At 64.2% G+C, this 20,482-nt stretch carries 25 protein-coding genes and 1 pseudogene; 10 read left to right on the top strand and 16 right to left on the bottom strand.

Annotated elements, in window-relative coordinates; all coding sequences use genetic code 11:
* The first annotated feature begins 3 nt into the window (after nt 1-3).
* From drmA to drmC, 3 genes are read left to right on the top strand one after another with little or no spacing between them, the layout of a single operon-like run.
* Nucleotides 4-3,543, top strand: a complete 3,540-nt coding sequence (gene drmA / locus CyaNS01_RS13670) for a DISARM system helicase DrmA (RefSeq protein WP_186697645.1) — start codon at nt 4-6, stop codon at nt 3,541-3,543.
* Between the two features lie 20 nt (nt 3,544-3,563).
* Nucleotides 3,564-5,456, top strand: a complete 1,893-nt coding sequence (drmB, locus tag CyaNS01_RS13665; RefSeq protein ID WP_186697643.1) for a DUF1998 domain-containing protein — start codon at nt 3,564-3,566, stop codon at nt 5,454-5,456.
* A complete protein-coding gene (gene drmC / locus CyaNS01_RS13660; protein ID WP_186697641.1) occupies nt 5,456-6,250 on the top strand; it encodes a DISARM system phospholipase D-like protein DrmC in 795 nt (264 codons plus the stop codon). Before drmB ends, drmC begins: the two co-directional genes overlap by 1 nt.
* Before the next feature lie 28 nt (nt 6,251-6,278).
* Here drmC and CyaNS01_RS13655 read toward each other — a convergent pair whose 3' ends face one another.
* From CyaNS01_RS13655 to CyaNS01_RS13630, 6 genes and pseudogenes are all read right to left on the bottom strand, one after another.
* Nucleotides 6,279-6,527: a hypothetical protein gene (locus CyaNS01_RS13655; protein WP_186697639.1), complete on the bottom strand. Its 249-nt coding sequence runs from the start codon at nt 6,525-6,527 to the stop codon at nt 6,279-6,281.
* 570 nt (nt 6,528-7,097) lie between these two features.
* On the bottom strand, nt 7,098-7,334 hold the full coding sequence (locus CyaNS01_RS13650) for a chlorophyll a/b-binding protein (protein WP_186697638.1): 237 nt from the start codon (nt 7,332-7,334) through the stop codon (nt 7,098-7,100).
* Nucleotides 7,335-7,581: 247 nt separating this feature from the next.
* Entirely contained in the window at nt 7,582-7,725 is a 144-nt protein-coding gene (locus CyaNS01_RS13645) for a chlorophyll a/b-binding protein (RefSeq protein ID WP_186697146.1), read from the bottom strand.
* 124 nt (nt 7,726-7,849) lie between these two features.
* Nucleotides 7,850-8,083: pseudogene (locus tag CyaNS01_RS13640) on the bottom strand (DUF1651 domain-containing protein); the annotation flags it as partial.
* A gap of 418 nt (nt 8,084-8,501) precedes the next feature.
* Nucleotides 8,502-8,825 (bottom strand): hypothetical protein, encoded by a 324-nt coding sequence (locus tag CyaNS01_RS13635; protein ID WP_186697636.1) that lies wholly within the window; start codon nt 8,823-8,825, stop codon nt 8,502-8,504.
* A gap of 124 nt (nt 8,826-8,949) precedes the next feature.
* A complete protein-coding gene (locus CyaNS01_RS13630; protein WP_186697634.1) occupies nt 8,950-10,089 on the bottom strand; it encodes a calcium-binding protein in 1,140 nt (379 codons plus the stop codon).
* Nucleotides 10,090-10,589: 500 nt separating this feature from the next.
* Here CyaNS01_RS13630 and CyaNS01_RS13625 point away from each other — a divergent pair, with 500 nt between their 5' ends.
* Nucleotides 10,590-11,036 carry a hypothetical protein gene (locus CyaNS01_RS13625; protein ID WP_186697632.1) on the top strand — a complete coding sequence of 149 codons (447 nt, stop codon included), beginning with the start codon at nt 10,590-10,592 and terminating at the stop codon, nt 11,034-11,036.
* Nucleotides 11,037-11,464: 428 nt separating this feature from the next.
* Here the strand turns inward: CyaNS01_RS13625 and CyaNS01_RS13620 are convergent, their stop codons facing one another.
* Together CyaNS01_RS13620 and CyaNS01_RS14805 are read right to left on the bottom strand one after the other, a co-directional pair.
* Nucleotides 11,465-11,731 (bottom strand): hypothetical protein, encoded by a 267-nt coding sequence (locus CyaNS01_RS13620; RefSeq protein ID WP_186697630.1) that lies wholly within the window; start codon nt 11,729-11,731, stop codon nt 11,465-11,467.
* 954 nt (nt 11,732-12,685) lie between these two features.
* Nucleotides 12,686-13,141, bottom strand: a complete 456-nt coding sequence (locus CyaNS01_RS14805; protein WP_186697628.1) for a hypothetical protein — start codon at nt 13,139-13,141, stop codon at nt 12,686-12,688.
* Between the two features lie 141 nt (nt 13,142-13,282).
* On the opposite strand from CyaNS01_RS14805, the gene CyaNS01_RS13610 reads away from it, so the two are divergent.
* Nucleotides 13,283-13,675, top strand: a complete 393-nt coding sequence (locus CyaNS01_RS13610; RefSeq protein ID WP_186697626.1) for a hypothetical protein — start codon at nt 13,283-13,285, stop codon at nt 13,673-13,675.
* Nucleotides 13,676-13,752: 77 nt separating this feature from the next.
* Here CyaNS01_RS13610 and CyaNS01_RS13605 read toward each other — a convergent pair whose 3' ends face one another.
* The 3 genes from CyaNS01_RS13605 to CyaNS01_RS15020 form a co-directional block, all read right to left on the bottom strand.
* Nucleotides 13,753-13,992, bottom strand: a complete 240-nt coding sequence (locus CyaNS01_RS13605) for a hypothetical protein (RefSeq protein ID WP_186697624.1) — start codon at nt 13,990-13,992, stop codon at nt 13,753-13,755.
* 258 nt (nt 13,993-14,250) lie between these two features.
* Entirely contained in the window at nt 14,251-14,400 is a 150-nt protein-coding gene (locus CyaNS01_RS13600) for a hypothetical protein (protein WP_186697622.1), read from the bottom strand.
* A gap of 19 nt (nt 14,401-14,419) precedes the next feature.
* Entirely contained in the window at nt 14,420-14,746 is a 327-nt protein-coding gene (locus CyaNS01_RS15020; protein ID WP_225875963.1) for a DDE-type integrase/transposase/recombinase, read from the bottom strand.
* A gap of 40 nt (nt 14,747-14,786) precedes the next feature.
* On the opposite strand from CyaNS01_RS15020, the gene CyaNS01_RS13595 reads away from it, so the two are divergent.
* Nucleotides 14,787-14,933 carry a hypothetical protein gene (locus tag CyaNS01_RS13595; protein ID WP_186697620.1) on the top strand — a complete coding sequence of 49 codons (147 nt, stop codon included), beginning with the start codon at nt 14,787-14,789 and terminating at the stop codon, nt 14,931-14,933.
* Nucleotides 14,934-15,054: 121 nt separating this feature from the next.
* Here the strand turns inward: CyaNS01_RS13595 and CyaNS01_RS13590 are convergent, their stop codons facing one another.
* The 3 genes from CyaNS01_RS13590 to CyaNS01_RS13580 form a co-directional block, all read right to left on the bottom strand.
* Nucleotides 15,055-15,297: a transposase gene (locus tag CyaNS01_RS13590; protein ID WP_255460087.1), complete on the bottom strand. Its 243-nt coding sequence runs from the start codon at nt 15,295-15,297 to the stop codon at nt 15,055-15,057.
* A gap of 4 nt (nt 15,298-15,301) precedes the next feature.
* The gene (locus CyaNS01_RS13585) at nt 15,302-15,544 is read right to left on the bottom strand and encodes a hypothetical protein (RefSeq protein ID WP_186697616.1); all 243 of its coding nucleotides are present in this window, start codon (nt 15,542-15,544) and stop codon (nt 15,302-15,304) included.
* A gap of 102 nt (nt 15,545-15,646) precedes the next feature.
* Nucleotides 15,647-16,162, bottom strand: coding sequence for an HdeD family acid-resistance protein (locus CyaNS01_RS13580; RefSeq protein WP_186697615.1), 516 nt, complete (start codon nt 16,160-16,162; stop codon nt 15,647-15,649).
* Between the two features lie 131 nt (nt 16,163-16,293).
* On the opposite strand from CyaNS01_RS13580, the gene CyaNS01_RS13575 reads away from it, so the two are divergent.
* From CyaNS01_RS13575 to CyaNS01_RS13565, 3 genes are all read left to right on the top strand, one after another.
* Complete coding sequence (locus tag CyaNS01_RS13575; protein WP_186697614.1) at nt 16,294-16,521, top strand: type II toxin-antitoxin system Phd/YefM family antitoxin; 228 nt, start codon at nt 16,294-16,296, stop codon at nt 16,519-16,521.
* A 10-nt stretch (nt 16,522-16,531) separates the two neighbouring features.
* Nucleotides 16,532-16,945: a type II toxin-antitoxin system VapC family toxin gene (locus CyaNS01_RS13570; protein ID WP_186697613.1), complete on the top strand. Its 414-nt coding sequence runs from the start codon at nt 16,532-16,534 to the stop codon at nt 16,943-16,945.
* Between the two features lie 385 nt (nt 16,946-17,330).
* Complete coding sequence (locus CyaNS01_RS13565) at nt 17,331-17,597, top strand: galactose oxidase (RefSeq protein ID WP_186697612.1); 267 nt, start codon at nt 17,331-17,333, stop codon at nt 17,595-17,597.
* Between the two features lie 25 nt (nt 17,598-17,622).
* Here the strand turns inward: CyaNS01_RS13565 and CyaNS01_RS13560 are convergent, their stop codons facing one another.
* A complete protein-coding gene (locus tag CyaNS01_RS13560; protein ID WP_186697611.1) occupies nt 17,623-17,862 on the bottom strand; it encodes a hypothetical protein in 240 nt (79 codons plus the stop codon).
* 91 nt (nt 17,863-17,953) lie between these two features.
* On the opposite strand from CyaNS01_RS13560, the gene CyaNS01_RS13555 reads away from it, so the two are divergent.
* Complete coding sequence (locus CyaNS01_RS13555) at nt 17,954-18,619, top strand: Fe2+-dependent dioxygenase (protein WP_186697610.1); 666 nt, start codon at nt 17,954-17,956, stop codon at nt 18,617-18,619.
* A gap of 49 nt (nt 18,620-18,668) precedes the next feature.
* Here the strand turns inward: CyaNS01_RS13555 and CyaNS01_RS13550 are convergent, their stop codons facing one another.
* Entirely contained in the window at nt 18,669-20,369 is a 1,701-nt protein-coding gene (locus CyaNS01_RS13550; RefSeq protein WP_186697609.1) for a SulP family inorganic anion transporter, read from the bottom strand.
* Nucleotides 20,370-20,482: the final 113 nt, after the last annotated feature.

Here is a 20,482-nt window from a genome sequence, read left to right as displayed (position 1 = left end):
ACCATGGCCACCTCCGCCCAGATCCGCTCCCAGCTCGTCGCTGCCCTGCACAGCGATCTGATCGGGCCAGGCTGGGACGATGTCGCCCGCCGCCATGAGCAACTGCCCCAGCCGCCCTCTGTCTGGTTCACCACGGGCTTCCTGGTGCCCCATGTGTTCCAGCAGGAAGCTGGCCGCACCACACCAGACGAGCAACTCTCCTTCTCTGATCTCGCTGGAGAAGAACCCAGCAGCGACGCTACCCATCGCCTGGAGAAGCAGGAAAAGGACGACGACGCCAACGATGCCCTTGATCAGGCCAACACCCGCCGCAGCTGGTTTACCTCCTCCTGCGGCTTGAGCTTCATCCTGGAGCGTGGCTCCACCATCGAGGCCACTGTCTCCTGGGGGGATTACACAGCCCCGGCCGATGGCGACGACGAAAAGCTCTGGCTGCGCAGCCCTCAACGCCACAGCGTGTCTCTGACGATCGCCGGCGAGGGCACCAGCCCAGACATCCCATTGGAGGCCAACCCTCAGGGCCTCTGCCTGCGCTGGATCGCTCGGCCTGCCCCCAGCAAGCTCGGCTATCCCAGTGATCAGCTGTCGGTGTCGCTCTTTCTGCTCAACAAACGGGAGCCGCCCAAGACCAACCAGATCCGTCACCGCGATCCGGTTTCGGCCTTCCAGGTGGAGCTGAGCCTCCAGTGCGCCCAGGGCTTCCCGCCGCGTCGCGATGCCCTGCAGCAGGCGGCCAAGGATCCCGACGAACGCCTCGCAGCCCTCCAATACCGGCGCGACTACTGCTTTGCGGGCGGCCACAACGTGGCCGTGATCGCCTCAGACATCCCAGACGACAACCCCGCCCGCTGCCACACGCTCACCACCACCTGGCTCCCCACGGCCCGGGTGTTCCGCACCCTTCCCGAACCACCCCCCGGCACCAACCTGCCGATGGGCATGGAGGCCTTGGCGGATCTGGCCCGCAGCGAACGCATCGGCCAGCAGTTGATGCCGATGGTGACGGCCTACCGGGGCTGGATCACCCAGCAACCCAAACATCCCATCAGCGACAACGAGCAAAACGAAACCGCCAAGCAGCTCCGGGCCCAGGCGGAAGCCTGCGCCAAGCGCATCGAAAACGGCATCAAGCTGCTTGCTGATCCCCTGGTGCGCGAGGCCTTCCGCACCATGAACCTGGTGATGGCCCGCGCCAGCCGGCAGCGCAGTGCCTTCAGCGCCAAGGTCTCGCCCGATCAGATCGGTATGGGTCCGAACACCCGCGCCCCGAAGTGGCGCTTCTTTCAGCTGGCCTTTGTGCTGATGAATCTGCCAGGCCTGGCGGCTCCAGAGACACCCGATGGCCGGCTGGATCGTGAGGCCGTGGAGCTGCTGTTCTTCCCTACCGGTGGCGGCAAGACGGAGGCCTACCTGGGCCTGGCGGCCTTCCTCCTGGTGCACCGCCGCCTGCAGAGCCCGGGGATCGAATCGGCCGGCGTCACGGTGCTGATGCGCTACACCCTGCGGCTGCTCACCCTGGATCAGCTCGGACGCGCTGCCACCTTGATCTGCGCCCTGGAGCTTCAGCGCCTGGAGCGAATCGAGAAGAGCGACCCCTACCTGCTGGGTGAATGGCCCTTCGAGATCGGCATGTGGGTGGGCAAGGCCGCCACCCCCAACAAGCTCGGCGGACCGGGCGACAGCGATCAGCAGTCCACCCATGCGGTGCTCACCAAATGGAAGGCGGGAAAGCGCGACCGCCCAATCCCGATCGAAACCTGTCCCTGGTGCAACCGCCCCCTCCAGCCGGAGGGCTTCCTCCTGTTGCCCCCGCGGAATCCCGATCGCTTGGAGATCTACTGCCGCGAACCTCGAGCTCCCGAGGCCAAGCAGGAATTCGCCCACATGGGGCCATGCCCCTTCCACAAGGGCACGCCGTTGCCGGTGCTGGCGGTGGACGAGCAGATCTACCGCCGCCTGCCCTGCTTCCTGATCGCCACAATCGACAAGTTCGCCGCCCTTCCCTGGGTTGGCAAAACCTCTTCGCTGTTCGGCAACGTCAGCACCTATCAGTTGCCCACGCCAACCAGTGCTGCCGGGTTCTGGGGCCCGGCCGAGAAAGGCGCCGGTGGTCTCAAGATCCCCCACGGCCGCCTGCTGCCGCCGGAACTGGTGATCCAGGATGAGTTGCACCTGATCAGTGGCCCCCTCGGCACCCTTGCTGGTCTCTATGAAACGGTGATCGAGGGGCTGATGCGGCCGGACGCCACCTCACCGCCCCCCAAGATCATTGCCTCCACCGCCACCGTGCGCCGGGCAGAAGCCCAGATCAAGGCCCTGTTCGCCCGCAGCCAGGTGCGGATCTTTCCGCCGCCGGGCCCGGAGCGCGACGACAACTTCTTCTCCCGCAGCATCGCCGATCCCGACCAGGCTCGTCTGTACGTGGGCCTCTCAGCTCCGGGGCGCAACCTCAAGGGTGTGCTGCTGCGCTCCTACCTGGGCCTGATGGCCGCGGCCCAGAAGGGGTGGAACGACAACAAAGTGATGGGTGCCAACAACCCGGCAGACCCCTACATGACCCTGCTGGGCTACTTCTCCAACCTCAAGGAGCTGGGTGTGACCCGCAGCATCCTGGAGGACGAACTGGGCGCTCAGTTGGACGAGTTCGCCAAAAACCGCTCCCTAGACATGGAGGGTTTCGAGAATCCCTTTGCCAGCCGCAAGCGCCCCTATGAACCGGAGGAGTTGACCTCCCGCGTGAACACCGCCAAGATCAGCAGCACCAAAGACCGCCTCTCCAAGCCCTACGTCGATAAGGACCACCTCGATGTGGCCCTGGCCACCAACATGATTTCAGTGGGCCTCGACATCTCACGCCTCGGCTTGATGGTGGTGCTCAACCAGCCCAAGACCGCCGCCGAATACATCCAGGCCACCAGCCGTGTTGGCCGCCAGCTGAGCGGCAACCCGGAGCAGAACAAACCGGGGCTGGTGTTGGTGCTGCTCAATCCCAACCGCCCGCGGGATCGTTCCCACTTCGAGCTGTTTCCCTACTGGCACCAGACCTTTTACCGCCATGTGGAGGCCACCAGCTGCACCCCCTTCGCTAGTCGGGCTCTTGATCGGGGCCTGCCTGGGGTCGTGGTGGCCATGGCCCGACACGGCGATCCAGCCCTCACTGCTGCAAAGGGCGCCATGGCAGCCGACGCCTTGCAACGCATCAAGGCTCAGATCGCCAGAGCGTTGCAGGAGCGCTGCATTGCCACAGGTGCCGCCGATGACAGCCTGGATCAGCACCTGCCCAATGGGGTGCGCGATCATGTGATCGATCTCCTCGAGGCCTGGTGGAAACTCACCCAGGAGGAGAACATGAAGCTCCAGTATTGGACCCACGAAGAGAAAGGGGCTGGTCTCGGGTTGCTCCATACCGCTCTCGATCGGGAGGACAGCTACAAAGGTGACGGCTACAGATCGTTCGTGACCAACTGGAGCCTGCGCGATGTGGAGCCCTCCGCGCCGATCCGGATGGTGAACTTCCGAGAAGAGATCACCGCCGACGACTGAGCCCAGCAGCAACCTCCGCCATGCCCCCCTCCAGCCGCCGAAAAGCTGCACCCCCGCCCCTCGGCGAGGCTCGACAGAGCCAGGTGCTCCAGCTCTACGGACCCGGCGCGATGGTCGATCTGCCCGACTACTCCCTGCTGATCGGAGGGCTGGATTTCTGGAACGCCCGTGGTTGCGATCTGATTCATGAGGAGAGGCTGCTGAAGTTGGTGTGCCAGGCCACAGGTGTGGCCCGGATCGATCTGCGCACTCCGCCCAAGGAGGTGGACAAGCTCAAAAACATCAGCGGCTCAATCAAGGCCCTGCGCTTTCCCGAGTGGTCTGTGGCCCAGAAAGTGAGCGAGCGGATGGCCTTCGGGGTTCCCTGCCGGGCCAGGCCCCTGGTGCACTTCCGCGATGGCTGCATCAAGGACTGGCGACGCTATCAGGATGACGAGGGCGAGTACGCCCTAGTGCCGGTGCGCTTCGTGATGGCCTGCCCCCATGGCCACCTCAGCGACATCCGCTGGCGCGACTTCTGCTTTCGCCAGTTCGGCTGCAAGAACAGCGAACGTCTCTACCTGCTGGAGGCTGGCACCGGCAATGACTTCACCCAGATCTATGTCCAGTCAGAAGGCGGCACGACCCGCAAGCTCGCCGATGCCTTAGTCACGGAGATGAGCCCTCTGGGCCTCTGCCAGGGTTACACGCCCTGGCTGGGCCGCAACACCCGCGACCCCGAAAAGTGCCAGACCGATGGTGAGCCCACAAAGAATCGTCTTCTGGTGCGTTCGGCCACCAACGCCTACTTCACCGAGACGATCTCGGTGATCTCTTTGCCGGAGGAAGCGAACTCCCTGGCCAAGCGCGTGACCGAACTGAAGGATGACCTTGTCTTGATTGAAGCGGAGGCAGATGTAGCCGCAGCTCTCAAGTTCAACCCGCGCCTCAAGAGTGGATTCGCCGGCGTGGATCCATCCCTCCTCTGGCAGGCGATTGAGGCCCAGCGGGGCGGCGGCCCGGGGCAGGTCGCCCAGCCCAAGGACGAGGAGCTGGCCCTGCTGATCGGTCCGATGGATGGGGTTTCCAGTTCTGCCGAGGACAGCCTCTTCGAGGCCGATGTCTGGCGGCCCCCCAACCCACCAGCCTGGTTCCGCACAGCCATCAAGCGGGTGCTGCTCGTGCACCGTCTGCGGGAGGTACAGGCCCTGGTGGGCTTCACCCGCTTCACGGCCCGCACCAGCAGCCTGGGCGGCCTGCCGATCGATACCACCAAGGTGAACCGCCGGGCACCGCTGGCTAACGATCTGCGCTGGGTTCCGGCCAGTGAGAACAAGGGGGAAGGGATCTTCCTCGAGTTCGATCCCGCCACGATCCGCGCCTGGGCCGCCAGTGATCCGGTGGCGATGCGGGCCGGGCAGTTCACCAAGGCCTTCGAGAACGAATGGCTCGCGTCGCGTGGTCTTGACGAGGTCCAGTTCCCCTTCCCTGGAGCCCCCTACCTCCTGCTCCACAGCCTCAGCCACCTGCTGATCACCGAGATGGCTCTGGAGTGCGGCTATGGCGCCAGCTCGATTCGCGAGCGGATCTATGCCAACAGCGAGATCGGATACGGCATCTTGCTGTTCACCAGCAGCTCCGGATCGGAGGGCACCCTCGGAGGCCTGGTGGGTGCCGGTAAGAGGATCGTGGCCTATCTGGAAAAGGCCTTCGAGCGCGGCCAGCTCTGCAGCAACGATCCCTTCTGCTCCGAGCACGACCCCAACCATCCCTTCGACATCCGTCCCACCCATGGAGCGGCCTGCCATGGCTGTGAACTGATCGCCGAAACCTCGTGCGAGATCCGCAATGAGTTCCTGGATCGCGCTCTCGTGAGTCCCACTGTTTCCGGCAACCCCGACGGCGATCCCTCGTTCTGGGGGTTCATCAGCTGATGAGCCTCACGCTGCCAGCTCAGACACTGCGCACGGTGGCCGCCGAGCTGCGCCGGCTGACCTACACCCCCACCAGCTGGCAGGGCTTGCTCTCCGGTCAGAGCGAAGCGATCCGCCAGCAGCTGGAGCCCCTGCTGGTCGAGATGGTGCGGGAAGGCGCTCCTCCCCGGCTGATGGCCCTGATGCTGGAACGCCTCGCTGACAGTCAGGAGGCCCTGCAGCGCGAGCTCGATGCCTGGAGCTTTGTCTGGTCTGGTCCAGACCCTCTCCACGCCAGGACAGCCGACACGTTTGCCACGGTGGATCAGCTGATCCGAGAAGCTCGCGCCAGCCTGCTGATCGCCACCTACAACATCGGACTGTCAGCAGAATTTCGAGAGCTTCTGGCAGAGATTGCCGCGCGCCTTGAAGGCGGCCAGCTCGGCAAGGTTGAGCTGTTCCTTCACCCAGTTCAGATCGAAAAGCAACTGGGCACGAACGCTTTGGTTTCCATTCGGCAGTGGTTCGATGCCGAGGTATGGCCCTGGCCGGCCAAGCCAGGTGTCTATGTCGATCGGCGTCTTGTGATGGGTTCGGCCGAGCGCTGCTATCAGCACTCCAAAGTTGTGATTGCCGATGCCGACACTGATGCCGCCTGCGCTTTGGTCACCAGCGCCAACTTCAGCGAAACCGCCCAACGCCACAACTTTGAAGCCGGCTGGCTGGTCCGATCACCCTGGCGTGCCAAGCAGGTGAGCAGCCATTTCCAGAAGCTGGTCTCTGAAGGGCTGTTCGTTCTCCTGCCTGCTGGCTGATGAATGGGTGAGCAGGATGCCACTGCTCTCAGGCTTCGCTGTTGGGGGGGCGCTTGCCGTGCCGGTTCCGCCAGGACATCGCCTTGCGGCAGGCGTGGACATTCCAGGTCCATGGGCTGTTGGGGTGTGCCCCACGCTGCCAGTGCTTGCCTTCGATCAGGAATTCATCGCGGCTGGCATAGCGCTTGAGCGTGTCGTTGCTGACAGCAAGTTGTCGGGCAGCTTGGCCTGTGGGAAGCCAGAGCTCAGTTGTGGCGGATGTTGAGGCGTGGAACATGGCCGTGCTGTAGTAAGCATGTGCCGCAGAGGGTATGAGGCAGATGAGCGGCTGCACAGCTGTGCTGCATGAGCTCGTTGGGGCTCACCAGGATGTTGGTAGTTGGGTTCCTCAAGGAGCCAGTGCTACGTGTCATGGGCTGGGGGTCTGCTGGGGCAAAGCTACGCTTCTGCTCCCGTAAGACGATTGGACGTGCATAAACTCCCTGCTGTATCGAGGTTCTCGGGGGTGCCTTCTAAGCAGCTGCCCATGGACAATCCACTCTGCCTAACCCCTTCCGAGAGCACCGGGGCGATAATGCGTCAGATCGAGCGGGAACTGGTCGAAATGCAGCAGGCCTTCTTTGTGTTGCCGTGCTGCTGGTGAGGCTGAGGCGCGGGTCACCCGCAGCTGGCTGGCGAACCTGCTGATCAGCGCTTCGGCGCTGCTGCACAACCTGTTGATCGATACGGCTCAGACGCCTCGGCGGCTTGAGTTCAGTGAGACGAACAAACCGGGGAGGAGTTGGGGCAAAAGAAAACCCCCAGGCTTAGCCCGGGGGTTGATGAACATCACGCATCCGCGAGGACGTCAGAAGCAGAAGGGCAGGAACTGGGTGCGACAGGCGGCGTAGCCATCAACCAAGGGACCGAGGCCGATCTGGTGCGCGATCCCGAAGCCCGTCAGGCCCTCGACGATGACGCCGATGACGATGCCGAGCATGGCGGCGCGGCCGTTGAAGAGCTCAGCGCGCCTGAGCTGATCTAGGTGGGTCTGTTGGGGGAGAAGCTCCTCGATTGAGTTCTCGTTCGCTGGTGTGTTGGTCATCGGTGTCCTGGGTGAATGGAATTCGGGCGTGCCCTGTGGGGAACCCGATCAGCTCGCGGTGTCTGGCTGGAGCAATGCGCCGATGAGCCAGGCGCCGAAAAGGAGGACAGTGAGGGTGGCGATCATTTCGGTTCGAACGGGGCGAGGTCGCTGGGGCGCGACAGAACAAAGGCCACCATTCCTGTCAGTACGACGACAAGGGCGACGACAGCGGCGATGGCGGCGGAGTAGTCAGTACTCATGGCGATCAGCCCAGGCCGATCTGGGAGAGAATGCCCTGTCCGGTGAGCAGCTCGGTGGAGAGGCCGATCACGAAGCCGAGCATGGCGAGACGGCCGTTCCAGGTTTCGGCAAAGGCACTGAAGCCAAAGCGGGCAGAGGAGTCGGACATGGTTGTTACGTGGCGTTACGAGGACCGTAACAGTATGTAACGGATTTGTCGAGGTGGGGTCTGGGTGGATCCTTCTTCCTCTCAGGCAGCAGCCCTGCTGCGGCGGTGGGCGCACCGTCCAGGCCTGCTGCCGCTTCTCGCGCCAGAGCCAGATGGCCGCCTCGGGAGTGAACTCCCGGCGTGATTTGAGCGGCGGCACCGGCTCACCCTTCACCAGCTCGCCGGAGATCACCTTGACGTGACCCCCATCAGTGGGCCAGTTGCCAAGAGAGCTGGTGGGGGGATCAGCCCTGACCCTTGTAGGGACGGTGGCCGTGCCGGCTCCTGCAGGACATTGCCTGGCGGCAGCCGTGGACATTCCAGGCCCATGGGCTGTTGGGGTGTGCACCACGCCGCCAGTGTTTGCCTTCGATCAGGAATTCATCGCGGCTGGCGTAGCGCTTGAGCGTGTCGTTGCTGACGCCAAGGTGTCGGGCAGCTTGGCCGGTTGGCAGCCAGAGCTCAGCAGTAGTGACTGTGGACACGTGGGTCATGGCCTTGCCCTAGTACGCAGGTGCGGCTCAGGGTATGAGCGAGCTGGGCCTCGTCACTCTGTTGGGGCAAATCTGCGCTTTAGCTTGCGCAAAAACCGTTTGCACTCGCTTAGATCCCTTGCGGCATCTGGGTCCTTTGGGTGCCTTACAAGCAGGATGTCGCTGGTTCGAACCCGGCATCGCGCATGGAAAAGGCTGGGCGGCGCTTTGAGGATGACACGCGCCGCCGGGGGGCGCGTCTGATCAGCCACGCCGGAATGCGAACACCCCACCGGCGACGTTGACGCGCACGTCGCCTTCCGCATCGAGGGCCCAGCGGCCGACGTAGCGCCTGCCGTCCAGGAAGTCCTCGGCCGAGTCGTCATCCCACAGCACGACGCTGCGGGTGAGTCCGCCCTGTTCCATCACGCCGAACACCTCGTGACCGTTGGCGTTGATGCGCCGTTCCACCCGGCAGATACCAGGGCTGGGTTCGGTCGGGGTCTCTGGGTCCGGCACGGTGCGGTTGGCGATCCGGGGTGCCTCGGTGGAGTGCCGCGCCGGGGGATTGCCCAGAAAATCCTTCATCAGGCTGTTAGGAAGCCTTTGGAAACCCAGCCCAACTGCTAGCACTCCATCGACCCAGTCCTGGCTAAGAGGAATGGGCCGTTGTCCCGCAAGTGGGCTGAGTTTGCCAACGTCTCCCTAGTGCTCAGAGGAAGTCGGTGTCGGGGTTGAAGGACTGGTCGGAGGCGTCGAGCAGCACGAAAGCCTGATCGCCAAAATCACCGGGACTGTTGCCGGTACCGGTGGAGAGGAAGGCGAGAACGTCAGGGCCGGAGTTGTTGCTGGCTGTGGTGAAAATGTTGCCGGTTTCATTGAAGTTGCCGGAGTAGAGCACCACATTGCCGCTGCCGAAGCTGCCGGAAGCTGAGCTGCGATTGTCGTTGAAGTTGGACGGGCCGGCCCAACCTGAGAATGCGATGCGATCGGCGGGGGCGCCGGCGCCGGCCGCAGTCTGGAAATCAGTGATGATGTCGGGATCGGCAGCGAAGGTGAGTGTGAGTGGGACACCGGGCTGACCCCCCAGCACGCTGTCTACGGAAGCGCTGGCGCCGCTGGCCTGGATGTAAAGGTCAGCGCCTTCGCCACCGGTGAAGGTGTCGCTAGTTCCGCCACCGGTAATGGTGTCGTCGCCGGTGCCGGCCATCAGTTCCAGATCGCCGCTTTCGGGTCCAATGAAAAAATCGTCGCCATCGCCCAGGAATACTTCAAGGCCGTTGTCGCCGCTGCCGGTGATGCTGTTGCCTAAATTGATCGTATCGTCGCCGCCTTTGAAGCCCAGCTCTGCGTTGGTGAAATCGACTTCGAAGCCGTTGTCCGTGAAAAAGTCGTCGTCGTCGCCTGTGAAAGCCCGGCTATTCTGGAAGGATGACGTACCGGTGAAAGATATGGAGTCGTCTCCGTCGTTGGCGAAGAGGTTGACGTTATTGAAGTTACCCCGGAGAAAGATAAAATCGTCGCCAGCAGCCATGCCGACTTGGCTGGTGCCTTGGGCAGTGCCAGTGAACACCAAGTCTTGAAGGACGACAGCGTCGTCGCCAGCCCCGGCAAAGAATTTGCTGTCGATGAGCGCGCCACTGCCTGAGTTCTCAACAGAGATCAAGTCATCGCCATCATTGCCAAAAATGTTAGTTTGGTTCGGTGCGCCCCCGAGGACCAGGGTATCGTCCCCCCCCCTCGCCCTTGACGATGAAGTTCCGGATTTCGCCAGTACCACCAGAACTGGAAAGCTCAAACGCTTCGTCGGTGTCATTGCCAATGAAGGTTTGGCCTGGATCGCCAGGGGCAATGTTGACGAGGGAAGGCAGTGCCATGATGCTGAGGTTGCAAAGTTATCTACATTGTATCCTACTCGGAGCTGACCTATGCTGACGATGTTGATCCCTTGACAAAACTTTCGATTGTCTCCTAACACTTTATTGAGCTTTTCGGCTACTTTTAGGCTCATAGGTAGGTCTCACAATGATACCTTCGTAATTCTTCGGATCTGCTGCCTGAGGTGGTCCGACTCTTCAGGACAGGGCCCATCGTCGCGCTCTGAGGCTGAAGTCCATGCCCTGGGGGGAGCCGATGGCGATGGTGTCACTGCCGACTTTCACGCTTGAACGCTTCAGGGGAAGGACGTGCCCACGCTTTCCCATCGTCTTAGCAAGGCCAGATTGCCGATGCGATCAACCTCGCCAGCGGCTGGGATCCGCCCCGTAAATTCGATGCCTCGAGCCAGCGGCTGTTCACCCCGGAGAACCAGCACACAGCACAGGGCCCCACAGCCGCGTCTACCGCGAGGTGATGTTCCACGGCACCAAAGCCCATGCCGACTGGGTGCGGCGGGGCAGTGATCCGGCCTATGCCTCCGGCTTCGACATCGTGGTGGTGGCCGGCAGCGCCAGCCAGATCCTGGCCATCGAGATCGATCAGCCCTGCGACATCCGCAACCAGCAGAGCTTCCATGCCTCCCCGGCCCAGAAGCGCAAGGACGACGCGAAGGACGCCGACGCTGCCCGGCTCGGCATCCCCGTCCTGCGGCTCAGCGAAGCCCAGGTCTGGCGCCACACCCCGGCCTGCCTGGGGCTGGCCCTGCGGCTGCTGGATGTGTTCACTCCGGTTGATTTCACCAGCGAGGTGTACCGCAGGCTCGATTACCGGGCCGTTCCGCCCCAGCCGCGATTCACGGCGGCGAACGTGCAGGATCGCCGGGCTCCGCGCGGATGGGCTCCGGCTCTGGCTTTCGGCTGAAGGCCTCAATCCAGGCAGTCGCTGGCAGCGCGCTCAACCCTTGTGGCTCCGGATGCTTCCTTCCGGGGCGTTCACTTGTGTTGGGGCTTGAGGATGTTCCTAGGGCGGGTTCATGTCAACCCTCAATGCGACTACTACAACAACAGTCAGCTCAACAGGCCTGGAGGGGCGCGGTGCTCGTGCGCGCGCGTAAGGAATAAATGGCGAAGGGGGTTCAGGGCCTGATTGCCCCAGTCTCATTGTGGCGCAAGGGATCGGAGGAGTATTACAGGAATCTGCTTAAGGGCGAAATTCTCAGCGATCGCTGTTGGGGACACAGAATGGTCACGATCTGACCCGCACCCCTGATCTCAACAGGCAAGGGCTGGATAGGGGGAGAGGCGTTGGCCCGCAAGGGTTGCTAGCGTTTGTCGCAAGGGAGTCGCACATCAATGGCGATCGGCGGGCCGCAGCAGGGCCTTCGCCCCAGTCCGCAGACCCGTAGCGCAGTAGGGGGTCTGGTCAGTCGGCCTGCACCCGCGGCTGCCGTGGCTGCGGAGGGCGATGATCGTGGTGCTGCCCGGCCACTGCTCCACCACCCATTCCCGCGCCGGCATCGCCCGCAGGGCCCAGTTGATGTCACGGCCCCGCTTCAGTTCACGTTTGCCCGTCTGCCAGGGCACACGCCGGCCGTAGGTGAGTCGGTCTCTGATCATGCTGCCTCCAGCAGCTGGCATCGGTGGCGGAGGTGGTCTGGGCGATTGCCACGCCCAGCGTCTGGGAGTAAGGGTCAGGTGCGGCTTCCGCGCACGTGAGCTTTGCCGCGAGGCACCCGCCAGGCCGGCTGGCACAGACTTCTGATAGGCCTTGGGACAGCACCGGCAGCTCAATCCCAACCAGCGGCTGACCACTGATCTGCAGAAATCGCTGCTCAGCCCAACCGAGGCCTTCGCCCGCACTCTCAAGCGGCACCGCATGAGCCTGGATCGGCCGCAGGAGCAGCGCCGCCAGGCCCTGGAGGCCTCCCGGGGCCAGTTGGATTTGCTGCAGGGGGGAGGATCGCAACGCCGAAAGAGCCGAACTCCTGTACTACGAGCTAGTCAATCTGGAGGCCATGGCGTGGTGGCCCTTACTGACGAGTCCAAAAGAAAACGAAACATAACTTCTGTCAAATTAAGGAAGAATTCAGGGTTGCAGTTGATCAACTATTAACTATTGCTACAATAAGGCTTGACCACGTTCTCTCTCTGATTCGGCTGCTTCAGCTTGTTATGGCACTTCCGTTTGGAATTCCGGATATGGCATTCAATCTTGCAAACGCCCTTTGGACGATCTTCTCAGACGAGCGACCCTTGCCTGGTGACCAGCCTCAGCCAGTGTTTCTGAACGGGGGTACCGTCAATACCTCGCTTGGCTCTGACAAGATCATCGGTGAGGGTGATGCCAGCGACCAGGCTCAGGGTGCTCTCCTGACTGGCTCAAGGCTGTTCATGTCTATCGGCAATGACAGCTTTATGGGCACAGGCGCCGACGGTGCCGACGGCGGCAGCCCTGGCTCCCCAGGGGCAAGTGGTATCACCGCACCCCAAGCAGCTGCCGGGGCGGATGGACTTGATGGCGCCGACGGCACAAGGCGTCGTTTCTTTCCCATCACAACTCCCCAGTCCCAGCTAGAGGGGAAGCCCGGTGAAGCGGGCGGAAATGGCACCGGCGGTGAGGCTGGCGCTGCCGGCGGCAACGGCTCTGACGGCGAGGACGGCACCGCTGGTGCCACTGGCATTGAGTTGGGCAACAGCACGTTGGATACCGGCTTCGGGTTCTTCTTCGATAACGACACCATCAAAGGCGTCGGCGGCAATGGAGGCGCCGGCACCGCTGGTGGGGATGGCGGCGCCGGCGCCGCCGGTCAAGCTGGCGGCGATGGCGGGGCTGGTGGCGCTGGCGGCGATGCCGCCATCGTGTTTCTCCGAGTTGCCCCTGGTGGGGTAGGCGGAGATGGCGGTGCTGGCGGAGCTGGTGGAGCTGGCGGCGCCGGCGGTGCTGGCGGCGCCGGCGGTGCTGGCGGGGATGGTGGAATCGGCATCAAGATCGATGCCGGTTCCAAGGTCGACACGGGTTTTGGACATGACGTCATCACAGGCATTGGTGGCCTTCAGGGCACCGGGGCTGCCGGTGGTGCTGGTGGAGACGGTGGTGCTGGTGGAGCCGGGGGAGCTGCAGGTTTGGGTGGCGAAGGAGGTCGCAATGATGATTTCACTCTCACCAACTTGTCCAGGGCCGACAATGGTGCCGACGGGATCACCGGGGAAGGTGGCGCAGCTGGGGCTGCAGGAAGCTCAGGCCTTGAAGGGGATGATGGCCAGCGAGGTATTGCCATCTACAACGAAGGCACCGTGAAAACCGGCGGAGGTAATGACACCATTGATGCCCTCGAAGGTGGCTTTGGTGGCGGTGGGAAGTACTTCCTGGGATGGGGCCGCGATACGGTGAAGGGCTTCGGAGATGGGTACTTCGACGGCGGTTGGGGGCGTGACAAGCTCGTGCTGCCCGGTCAGGAAGAGGACTACGACATCACCTGGGGACGCCGTAAGGACATCTTTGAACAAGACGGAATGACCCTCACGGCGAAGTCGTTTGAAACGGTTGAGTTCTTGGGTTGATCCCTGCTGACGTGGCGCGCTAGTTGCCCGCGCTTCTTCCCCTCCACCATGCGGTGGAGGGGTTTTTTGTGAACGATTCAGGCCACCATCACCTGGAAGCGGCGTTGGTTTCCCCTGCCGTCATGAATGGCAGCCTTGGCCTTTACCTTGCCATCTGGATCGCTGCGGCCGTGGCCTATCCCGTGAGATCCAGCGACGGCTTCTCTGAAGGAGTTGAGCAAGCGCCGTACCTGTAGCCATGAGTTCATGACCAGGCTCGCCATGGAGGCGATCAGTGGCCGCAAGATGAATGAGAAGATCACCGCCGAGCCAGCCATTCACGCAGTGAGATGAACCGGTGAAAGAAGCAGATGCTGGATGGTGCAAGCGATCTGTTCACCCGAGACAACAAGAGCAAGGCCCAAGTGGCTAGTCAGGCCTAGGCGGAGGAGCTGTTCAAGCAAAGTCACAGGCCCCTAATCGAGCTGGAATGGCTCATAAAAAAGTCTCAGCTGATCGGATGTCCATGTAGAGGGAAAGGTGGTCGTGATCGATCACCCTGAACTCTGGGCTTCCCCCGATTTCGTGGACACCGATCAGGGGGTCACTGGAGTGAGTGTACGAGCAGCGATGCATCGCTGTTCGTAGTCGATCGGGCTGATGTAACCGATCGTTGAATAGTGACGCTCGCGGTTGTAATACCCATCGATCCAGAAGGCCAGATCGCGCTGCAGCCGCTGGGGCAAGATCAGGCTTTCCCTGTTGTCATCCAGGACGAGTTCGAGTCACTGCTTCGCGGAAGCCTTCGGCTACAGGGTGGAGAAAAAACTCTCCACCACGGCGTTGTCCCAACAGCAGCCCTTGGCGGACGTGCTGCAGACACTCTCGTGCTTCCCCGGCAGATCCCGGTAGTCGGTAGCCCGGTACTGGGCTGCCCTGATCCGTGTGGAGGAGCAACGCCTCCGGCTCCACCCGGCGGAGGTCGGGCGCCCGGTTAAGGGCCTCGACCACCAAGGCGGCATCCATGCGGTGATCCAACTTCCAGCCAACGACTCGTCGACTGAACAGATCGATCCACTCTGCTAAGCGCACCTCTCGGTGCGACACGGCCAGATACCGCCAGCCTGATGTGGTGCCCAGAGGCCCGCAGCTCCTGGTGGATCCCAGAAGAGCCGTGGAAGCCGCGGTGCTCCTGGAACACCGCCTCGATCTCAGCGGTGATTACGGCGTTCTCGGCCCCCGCTTTCCCGGCACGTTCTGCCGCTGCCGCCAGGCGTAGAACCCGCTACGGGCCACTCCCAGCTGCCGGCACAAGGAAACGGACTGCCGAGCCATGAGTTCATAGGTCAGTCGAAACCTTTCGGGGCAGTTGCTCGACCGCTTCGCGGAAGCCCTGAGGGCTATGGCAGGTGCGCTGCCGCCAGCCTGAAACAATCCTTCTCTCTCCTCAGCTCGCGGTTCTCCTTGCAGAGTCGGCTGAGCTCGGTGCGCTCCTCGCTGGTGAGCAGGCCCTGGTCACGGGTACCGGCCTGGCCCCGATCAATGCGGGCCTGGCGCACCCAGCGGGCCAGGCTGCTGGAGGGAAGGCCGAGCCGCTCGGCGACGGTGTTGCAGGAAAGGCTCACCCGCAGGCAGAGTTCCACGGCCTCAGCCTTCTGTTGCGCCGTAAACCGGCGTCTGGTTCTGGCTGGATTGGTCATCGATGGCCAGTCTGATGGTGATGGCGTGACCCTTACCGAATTGTCCTTGAAACCGGGGGAACCCCACAGTGCCGCCGATAGTGGGCAGATTGGACTGGCCCCTGTGAGTCTCGAACTGGCTAAACCCCAGCTGGACGCCATTGCTGACGCCTGCCGGCAGCACAAGGTGCTGCGCATGCATCTCGATCATCACCGGCCAGCCGGTGGATCTGGTGATGGCGGACGCTGTGTGTAATCCCTACGTGCGGGCCGATATCGAGGTCTCCAAGCAATTGATCTATGCAGCGTGAGCTCAGCCGGGCTCGGGCCTGGGGCTCGTCAGCAGGTTGATGGCCGAGATGCCCAGCCCGACGCCCAGCAGGGTGCCGATCGCCCAGACGCTGTCGCTGGGCCATTCGGCCACCAGCAGTCCGCCGAGCACGGTGGTGACGATGCCATCAAGCAGCACCAGCGCCCTGGCGGGGCCCTGGGCTGCGGCGGCGCCAGCCAGCTCCATGACCCCCTGGAAGGCCAGCAGGAAGCCCAGGAACAGCGTGAGGCTCACCTCGCCGGCCAGGGGAAACACCAGGATCCAGAGCCCGCCCCCCACATAGAGCAGCGCCGACAGCAGGCGAAAGATCCTGCCGCTCCAGTCGGTGGCACCGGTGAGGCGCAGCGCCTGGGAGATCCCCGCCGCCACGGCGACGCCGCCGATCACGATCGTGAGCAGGGTGGCCGAAACAAACTGCAGCGCCAGGGCCAGTCCCGCCGCCACGAACAGCAGGGCCGCCGTCAGCCAGCGCAGGGTAGGGGAGGAGGGAACCGACAACACAGCAAGGCAGCTGCTGTGAACCCTAGGGGCTGTTGGCCATCGGGTTGTTCCCGCGTGCCGCTCAGTCCTGCCGCTGCGCTCGACTTAGCCACTTATGGACTAAGCTGACTCGAAACCAGGCCTCGGCCATGCAGGTCAACCTCCACGACGCCAAAACCCACCTCTCCCGCTACGTGGCCCAGGCCCTTGAAGGGGAGGAGGTGGTGATCGCCAAAGCCGGCCGCCCCCTCGTTCGCCTGGTGCCGGTGCAAGCCGCTCCTGAAGCCAGGCGCGGCGGATTTCTACGGGGTTCTGCGGTGGCACGTGCCGATCTGAAGACCGACTTCGCCAGCGAGATCGACACGCTGTTCGGCTGAGCCTGCAGCCATGGTCTCCACCGAAACCCAGCCCCAGCCCCTGCTCCTGGACACCCAGCTGCTGCTGTGGTGGGCCATCGACCCCAAGCGGCTGCCGGCCACAGCCGCCGACCTGCTGGCCGATCCGGCCCAGCCGCTGCTGCTCAGCGTGGTGAGCCTGTGGGAAGTGGCCATCAAGTCGTCCCTCGGGCGAGCCGATTTCCAGGTGGAGGCTGCCGCCTTGCGGCTGGGTCTGCTGGGGCAGGGATTCCGCGAACTCCCGGTGCGCCCTGAGCACGTGCTGGCGGTGCAGCACCTCCCTTGGATCCACCGCGATCCGTTCGACCGCCTGCTGGTGGTGCAGGCCCAGGTGGAAGGCCTGCAGCTGCTGAGCGCCGATCGGGCTCTGACGGGCTATGGATCCCACGTACGAGCCGTGGACTGATCAGCACGGCTCCGTTTGGTGCTGGGAACGTTCCGGAGGCCCTCAGTGATGGCGCCACTGCTCCCTTGGGACGATGACGTGAGCACTGGCAGGCTCATTGGTTCCCCTTTCCGGGAAAGTCCTGCGCAAGGTCGAGCGCCAGGCCGAAAGCGTCAAGGCTGATCTGGTGGAGAGCCTCCGAGAATGGAGCGTTCAGGCCTTACGTGCCCTCGGCTCGCTCGCCCCAGACCCCGCCTGTGGTGGGGGTGCTTACGCCCTAGACCTTCTGCAGCACACCGTTCGACGTCCAGGACTGGACCCTGGAGATCACCGCCGAGGGGGTGACGGCCGTGTGTTTCGGCGGAGCCTTTTTCTGCTAGTACAGATGTACTTCATCCGTGCTGCCATGGTCGCCTCCCCTTCGCTCTTCCCGCTCGCAGGCCAGGCTGGCCCAGAGGCCTTTCGCAACTGGCCCTATCTGACGCAGCCCGTGCTGCTGGCCAGCCGCAGCCGCCAGGTGTGTCTCACCTGCCGCTTCTTTCGGCACCAGGCCGCTGCGGATGCCATCCCCCTGCTCACCTGCCAGCTGCACCGGGGTCTGATCGCCCACGGCGAGCACCTCACCCGCCGCTGTCAGGGCTGGAGCGATGGCCTGCATGGCCAGCGGGCCTGAGGGTGGCCTGGGCTGCTGAGCCTGCTCAGCCCTCGCCTGCTTCGCCGCCCTCACCACCTTCGTCGGTTTCACCAGCCGCCCCGTCCTCCCCGGCTCGGTTGTCTTTCGGCAGGGTGGTGCCGCTTGGACTGGTGAGTTCGGGTCTGCCTTCGCTGCCCTCGCCGCTTTCGCCCCCTTCCATGGGTTCGGGCTGGCGGCCGCAGCCCAGGCTGCCAGCCACCAGGCCTGCCGTGGCGAGGAAGAGGGCGAGGCTGGAGCGGGCCATGGGAGGGGTATTCGTATTCAGTGATCATGGTGCTGGTGACGGCGGAGGATTGGGCCAAGGCGTCACCGTTCGGCGTGCTTTTGGTCACCCCATGCGCTTTGCGATCGAGCCCCTGCTGTCTCCGGAGCAGGCGGCCGCCATGGGCGAGGCCCTGCGGGTCGAGTCAGCCGTCTGGAGGCCTGGGGCCGACACCGCCGGTTGGCACGCCCGCACCGTGAAACACAACCGACAGCTCGATCCGGACTCACCACTGCACAGCCGCCTCAGCCAGCAGGTGCGCCAGGCCCTGCTGGCCCATCCGCTCGTGGCTGCGGCTGCCCTGCCCGTGCGGGTGCACGGGGTGCTGTTCAGCCGCTGCGGCGTGGGCGAGGGTTACGGCCGCCACGTGGACAACGCCTACATGAAGGAGGGCCGCAGCGACCTCTCCTTCACCCTGTTTCTGAGTGAGCCCGGGGCCTATGAGGGCGGCGCCCTGGTGCTGGAATCGCCCGGTGCGGAGGAGGCGATGCGGCTGCGGGCCGGCCACGCCATCGTCTACCCCAGCACCCTGTTGCACCGGGTGGAGCCAGTGCTGGCGGGGGAGCGGCTGGTGGCCGTGGGCTGGATCCAGAGCCGGGTGCGCCAGGCCGATCAGCGCGAGCTGCTGTTCGAGCTCGACACCGCCCGCCGGGCTCTGTTCGCCAGCCAGAGCCATGGCGAGGTGTTTGACCTGATCAGCCGCAGCTACACCAACCTGCTGCGCCGCTGGGGCGACTGATGGCTGGGCTTTCGGCGTGGCGGGCGACGAGCCGGCGCTCAGGCAAGCCTCAGGCAAGCGCGCCCACGGCCTGCTGCAGGGCGACCTGGCGGCTGATGGCGGTGCGCTCAGGCGGCAACTTGGCGTAGAGGCCGAGCTTCTCGAGCCGCTGGCGGGTGGTGCCGCTGGCCCCCACCACGAACACCTCGCGGCCCTTCTCGATCGCCTCCTCCACGGCGTTCTCCACCGCCAGGGCGGAGGTCACCCCGAGGTGGGACACCTCGGTGAGATCAAACACCACCGCCTTGCACTCGCCGATGGCGTTGTGTTCGCGGCCGATCGCCTTGGCCACACCAAAGATCATGGCGCCGGTGAGCTGGAACAGCAGCACCTGGCCCTTGCCCTGATCCAGCAGCAGCTTCTCCTCGGGGCTGAGCAGCAGGTCGCCGTCACCGGTGGAGATCGACTTGACCGAGCGGCTCTGCAGGGCGCTCATCTTGTCGATGGTGAGGATGTTGGCGATGAACACGCCGATGCCCACCGCCGCGATCAGGTCCACCAGCACGGTGAGGCCGATCACCAGATACATGATCAGCGCGCCGGTGAGCGAGATCTGGTGGGCGCGCTTGAGAAAGCTCCAGTCGACGATGTCAAAGCCCACCTTGAGGGCGATGCCGGCGAGCACGGCCTGGGGGATCTGGGCGGCGAGGCCACTGCCGGCCAGGATCACCAGCATCAGGATCAGGGCACGGCTGAGGCCGGAGAGGGCACTGCGGCCGCCGGCCTGGATGTTCACCACGGTGCCCATGGTGGCGCCGGCACCGGCGATGCCGCCGAACAGGCCGGAGACGAGGTTGCCGAGGCCCTGGCCGATCAGCTCCTTGTTGGAGTTGTGCTCGGTGCGGGTGATGCTGTCGGCCACCACGGCGGTGAGCAGGGCGTCGATGCAGCCCAGCATCCCCAGCACGGCGGCATCAATCAGCATCAGCTGCAGCTGGGGCAGTTCCACATGGGGAATCACCAGCCGGGGAAAGCCGGAGGCGATGGCACCGATGCGGCGGATGCCCTCCACTTCAGCCGAGCCATCGGCGCCGCTCAGCAGGGTGAGCGAGAGCACGGTGCCGGCGATCAGGGCGATCAGCTGGGGCGGTGCCACCTTCTTCAGCCGCGCCGGCGTCAGCCACAGGATCGCCAGGGTCACCACAGCCAGGGTGACTTCCGCCGGGCGCGCCCCGGCCAGCAGGGAGGGGATGGCACCGAGGGTGCCGAGCACACCGCCCTTGGGGATGGCCTGGCCCAGGAAGGGGCCGATCTGGAGAATGATCAGGATCAGGCCGATGCCGCTCATGAAGCCCGAGATCACCGTGTAGGGCATCTGGGTCACGTAGCGGCCCAGCCTGAGCAGGCCGAACAGGATCTGGAACACCCCGGCCAGCATCACCACGGTGAAGGCCATCGCCAGGCCGTTCTCCGGGTCCTGGGCGGTGAGGCTGGCGATGACGGCGGTCATCACCACGGTCATCGGGCCGGTGGGCTCGGAGATCAGGGTGGGGGTGCCGCCGAACAGGGCGGCGAACAGACCCACCAGCACCGCCCCCCAGAGGCCGGCCGCAGCCCCGGCACCGGAGGCCACCCCGAAGGCCAGGGCCATCGGCAGGGCGATCACCGCCGCGGTGACCCCCCCGAACAGATCCCCCTTGATGTTGTTGGCGCTGAAGTGGTTCAGCAGCTGCAGGGGTGAGCGCCCCGGAGGAGCCGTATCAGTGGCCATCGCTACAGGGAAGTGTGGTGGCCGGCACATTACTGGCGAAAACGCTGGCGCCGGCGGCGTTCAGGCCGCGGGGCGCCGCCACGGCTGGGAATTGCAATGATCAGCTGGGGTGA

The organism is Cyanobium sp. NS01 (genome assembly GCF_014280235.1).
Lineage (GTDB): Bacteria > Cyanobacteriota > Cyanobacteriia > PCC-6307 > Cyanobiaceae > NIES-981.
This window is presented reverse-complemented; position numbering and strand designations above follow the sequence as displayed.

What these genes read in the sequence shown, in the direction of transcription:
- CyaNS01_RS13570 (WP_186697613.1), top strand. Translation starts at nt 16,532, where the DNA reads ATGGTCTCCACCGAAACCCAGCCCCAGCCCCTGCTCCTGGACACCCAG.
- CyaNS01_RS13585 (WP_186697616.1), bottom strand. Translation starts at nt 15,544, where the DNA reads ATGATCGAGATGCATGCGCAGCACCTTGTGCTGCCGGCAGGCGTCAGC.
- CyaNS01_RS14805 (WP_186697628.1), bottom strand. Translation starts at nt 13,141, where the DNA reads ATGTCCAAAACCCGTGTCGACCTTGGAACCGGCATCGATCTTGATGCC.
- CyaNS01_RS13655 (WP_186697639.1), bottom strand. Translation starts at nt 6,527, where the DNA reads ATGTTCCACGCCTCAACATCCGCCACAACTGAGCTCTGGCTTCCCACA.
- CyaNS01_RS13560 (WP_186697611.1), bottom strand. Translation starts at nt 17,862, where the DNA reads ATGGCCCGCTCCAGCCTCGCCCTCTTCCTCGCCACGGCAGGCCTGGTG.
- CyaNS01_RS13550 (WP_186697609.1), bottom strand. Translation starts at nt 20,369, where the DNA reads ATGGCCACTGATACGGCTCCTCCGGGGCGCTCACCCCTGCAGCTGCTG.
- CyaNS01_RS13575 (WP_186697614.1), top strand. Translation starts at nt 16,294, where the DNA reads ATGCAGGTCAACCTCCACGACGCCAAAACCCACCTCTCCCGCTACGTG.
- CyaNS01_RS13555 (WP_186697610.1), top strand. Translation starts at nt 17,954, where the DNA reads ATGCGCTTTGCGATCGAGCCCCTGCTGTCTCCGGAGCAGGCGGCCGCC.
- drmA (WP_186697645.1), top strand. Translation starts at nt 4, where the DNA reads ATGGCCACCTCCGCCCAGATCCGCTCCCAGCTCGTCGCTGCCCTGCAC.
- CyaNS01_RS13565 (WP_186697612.1), top strand. Translation starts at nt 17,331, where the DNA reads ATGGTCGCCTCCCCTTCGCTCTTCCCGCTCGCAGGCCAGGCTGGCCCA.
- drmC (WP_186697641.1), top strand. Translation starts at nt 5,456, where the DNA reads ATGAGCCTCACGCTGCCAGCTCAGACACTGCGCACGGTGGCCGCCGAG.
- CyaNS01_RS13620 (WP_186697630.1), bottom strand. Translation starts at nt 11,731, where the DNA reads ATGATCAGAGACCGACTCACCTACGGCCGGCGTGTGCCCTGGCAGACG.
- CyaNS01_RS13650 (WP_186697638.1), bottom strand. Translation starts at nt 7,334, where the DNA reads ATGACCAACACACCAGCGAACGAGAACTCAATCGAGGAGCTTCTCCCC.
- CyaNS01_RS13645 (WP_186697146.1), bottom strand. Translation starts at nt 7,725, where the DNA reads ATGTCCGACTCCTCTGCCCGCTTTGGCTTCAGTGCCTTTGCCGAAACC.
- drmB (WP_186697643.1), top strand. Translation starts at nt 3,564, where the DNA reads ATGCCCCCCTCCAGCCGCCGAAAAGCTGCACCCCCGCCCCTCGGCGAG.
- CyaNS01_RS13635 (WP_186697636.1), bottom strand. Translation starts at nt 8,825, where the DNA reads ATGAAGGATTTTCTGGGCAATCCCCCGGCGCGGCACTCCACCGAGGCA.
- CyaNS01_RS13625 (WP_186697632.1), top strand. Translation starts at nt 10,590, where the DNA reads ATGTTCCACGGCACCAAAGCCCATGCCGACTGGGTGCGGCGGGGCAGT.
- CyaNS01_RS13605 (WP_186697624.1), bottom strand. Translation starts at nt 13,992, where the DNA reads ATGGCTGGCTCGGCGGTGATCTTCTCATTCATCTTGCGGCCACTGATC.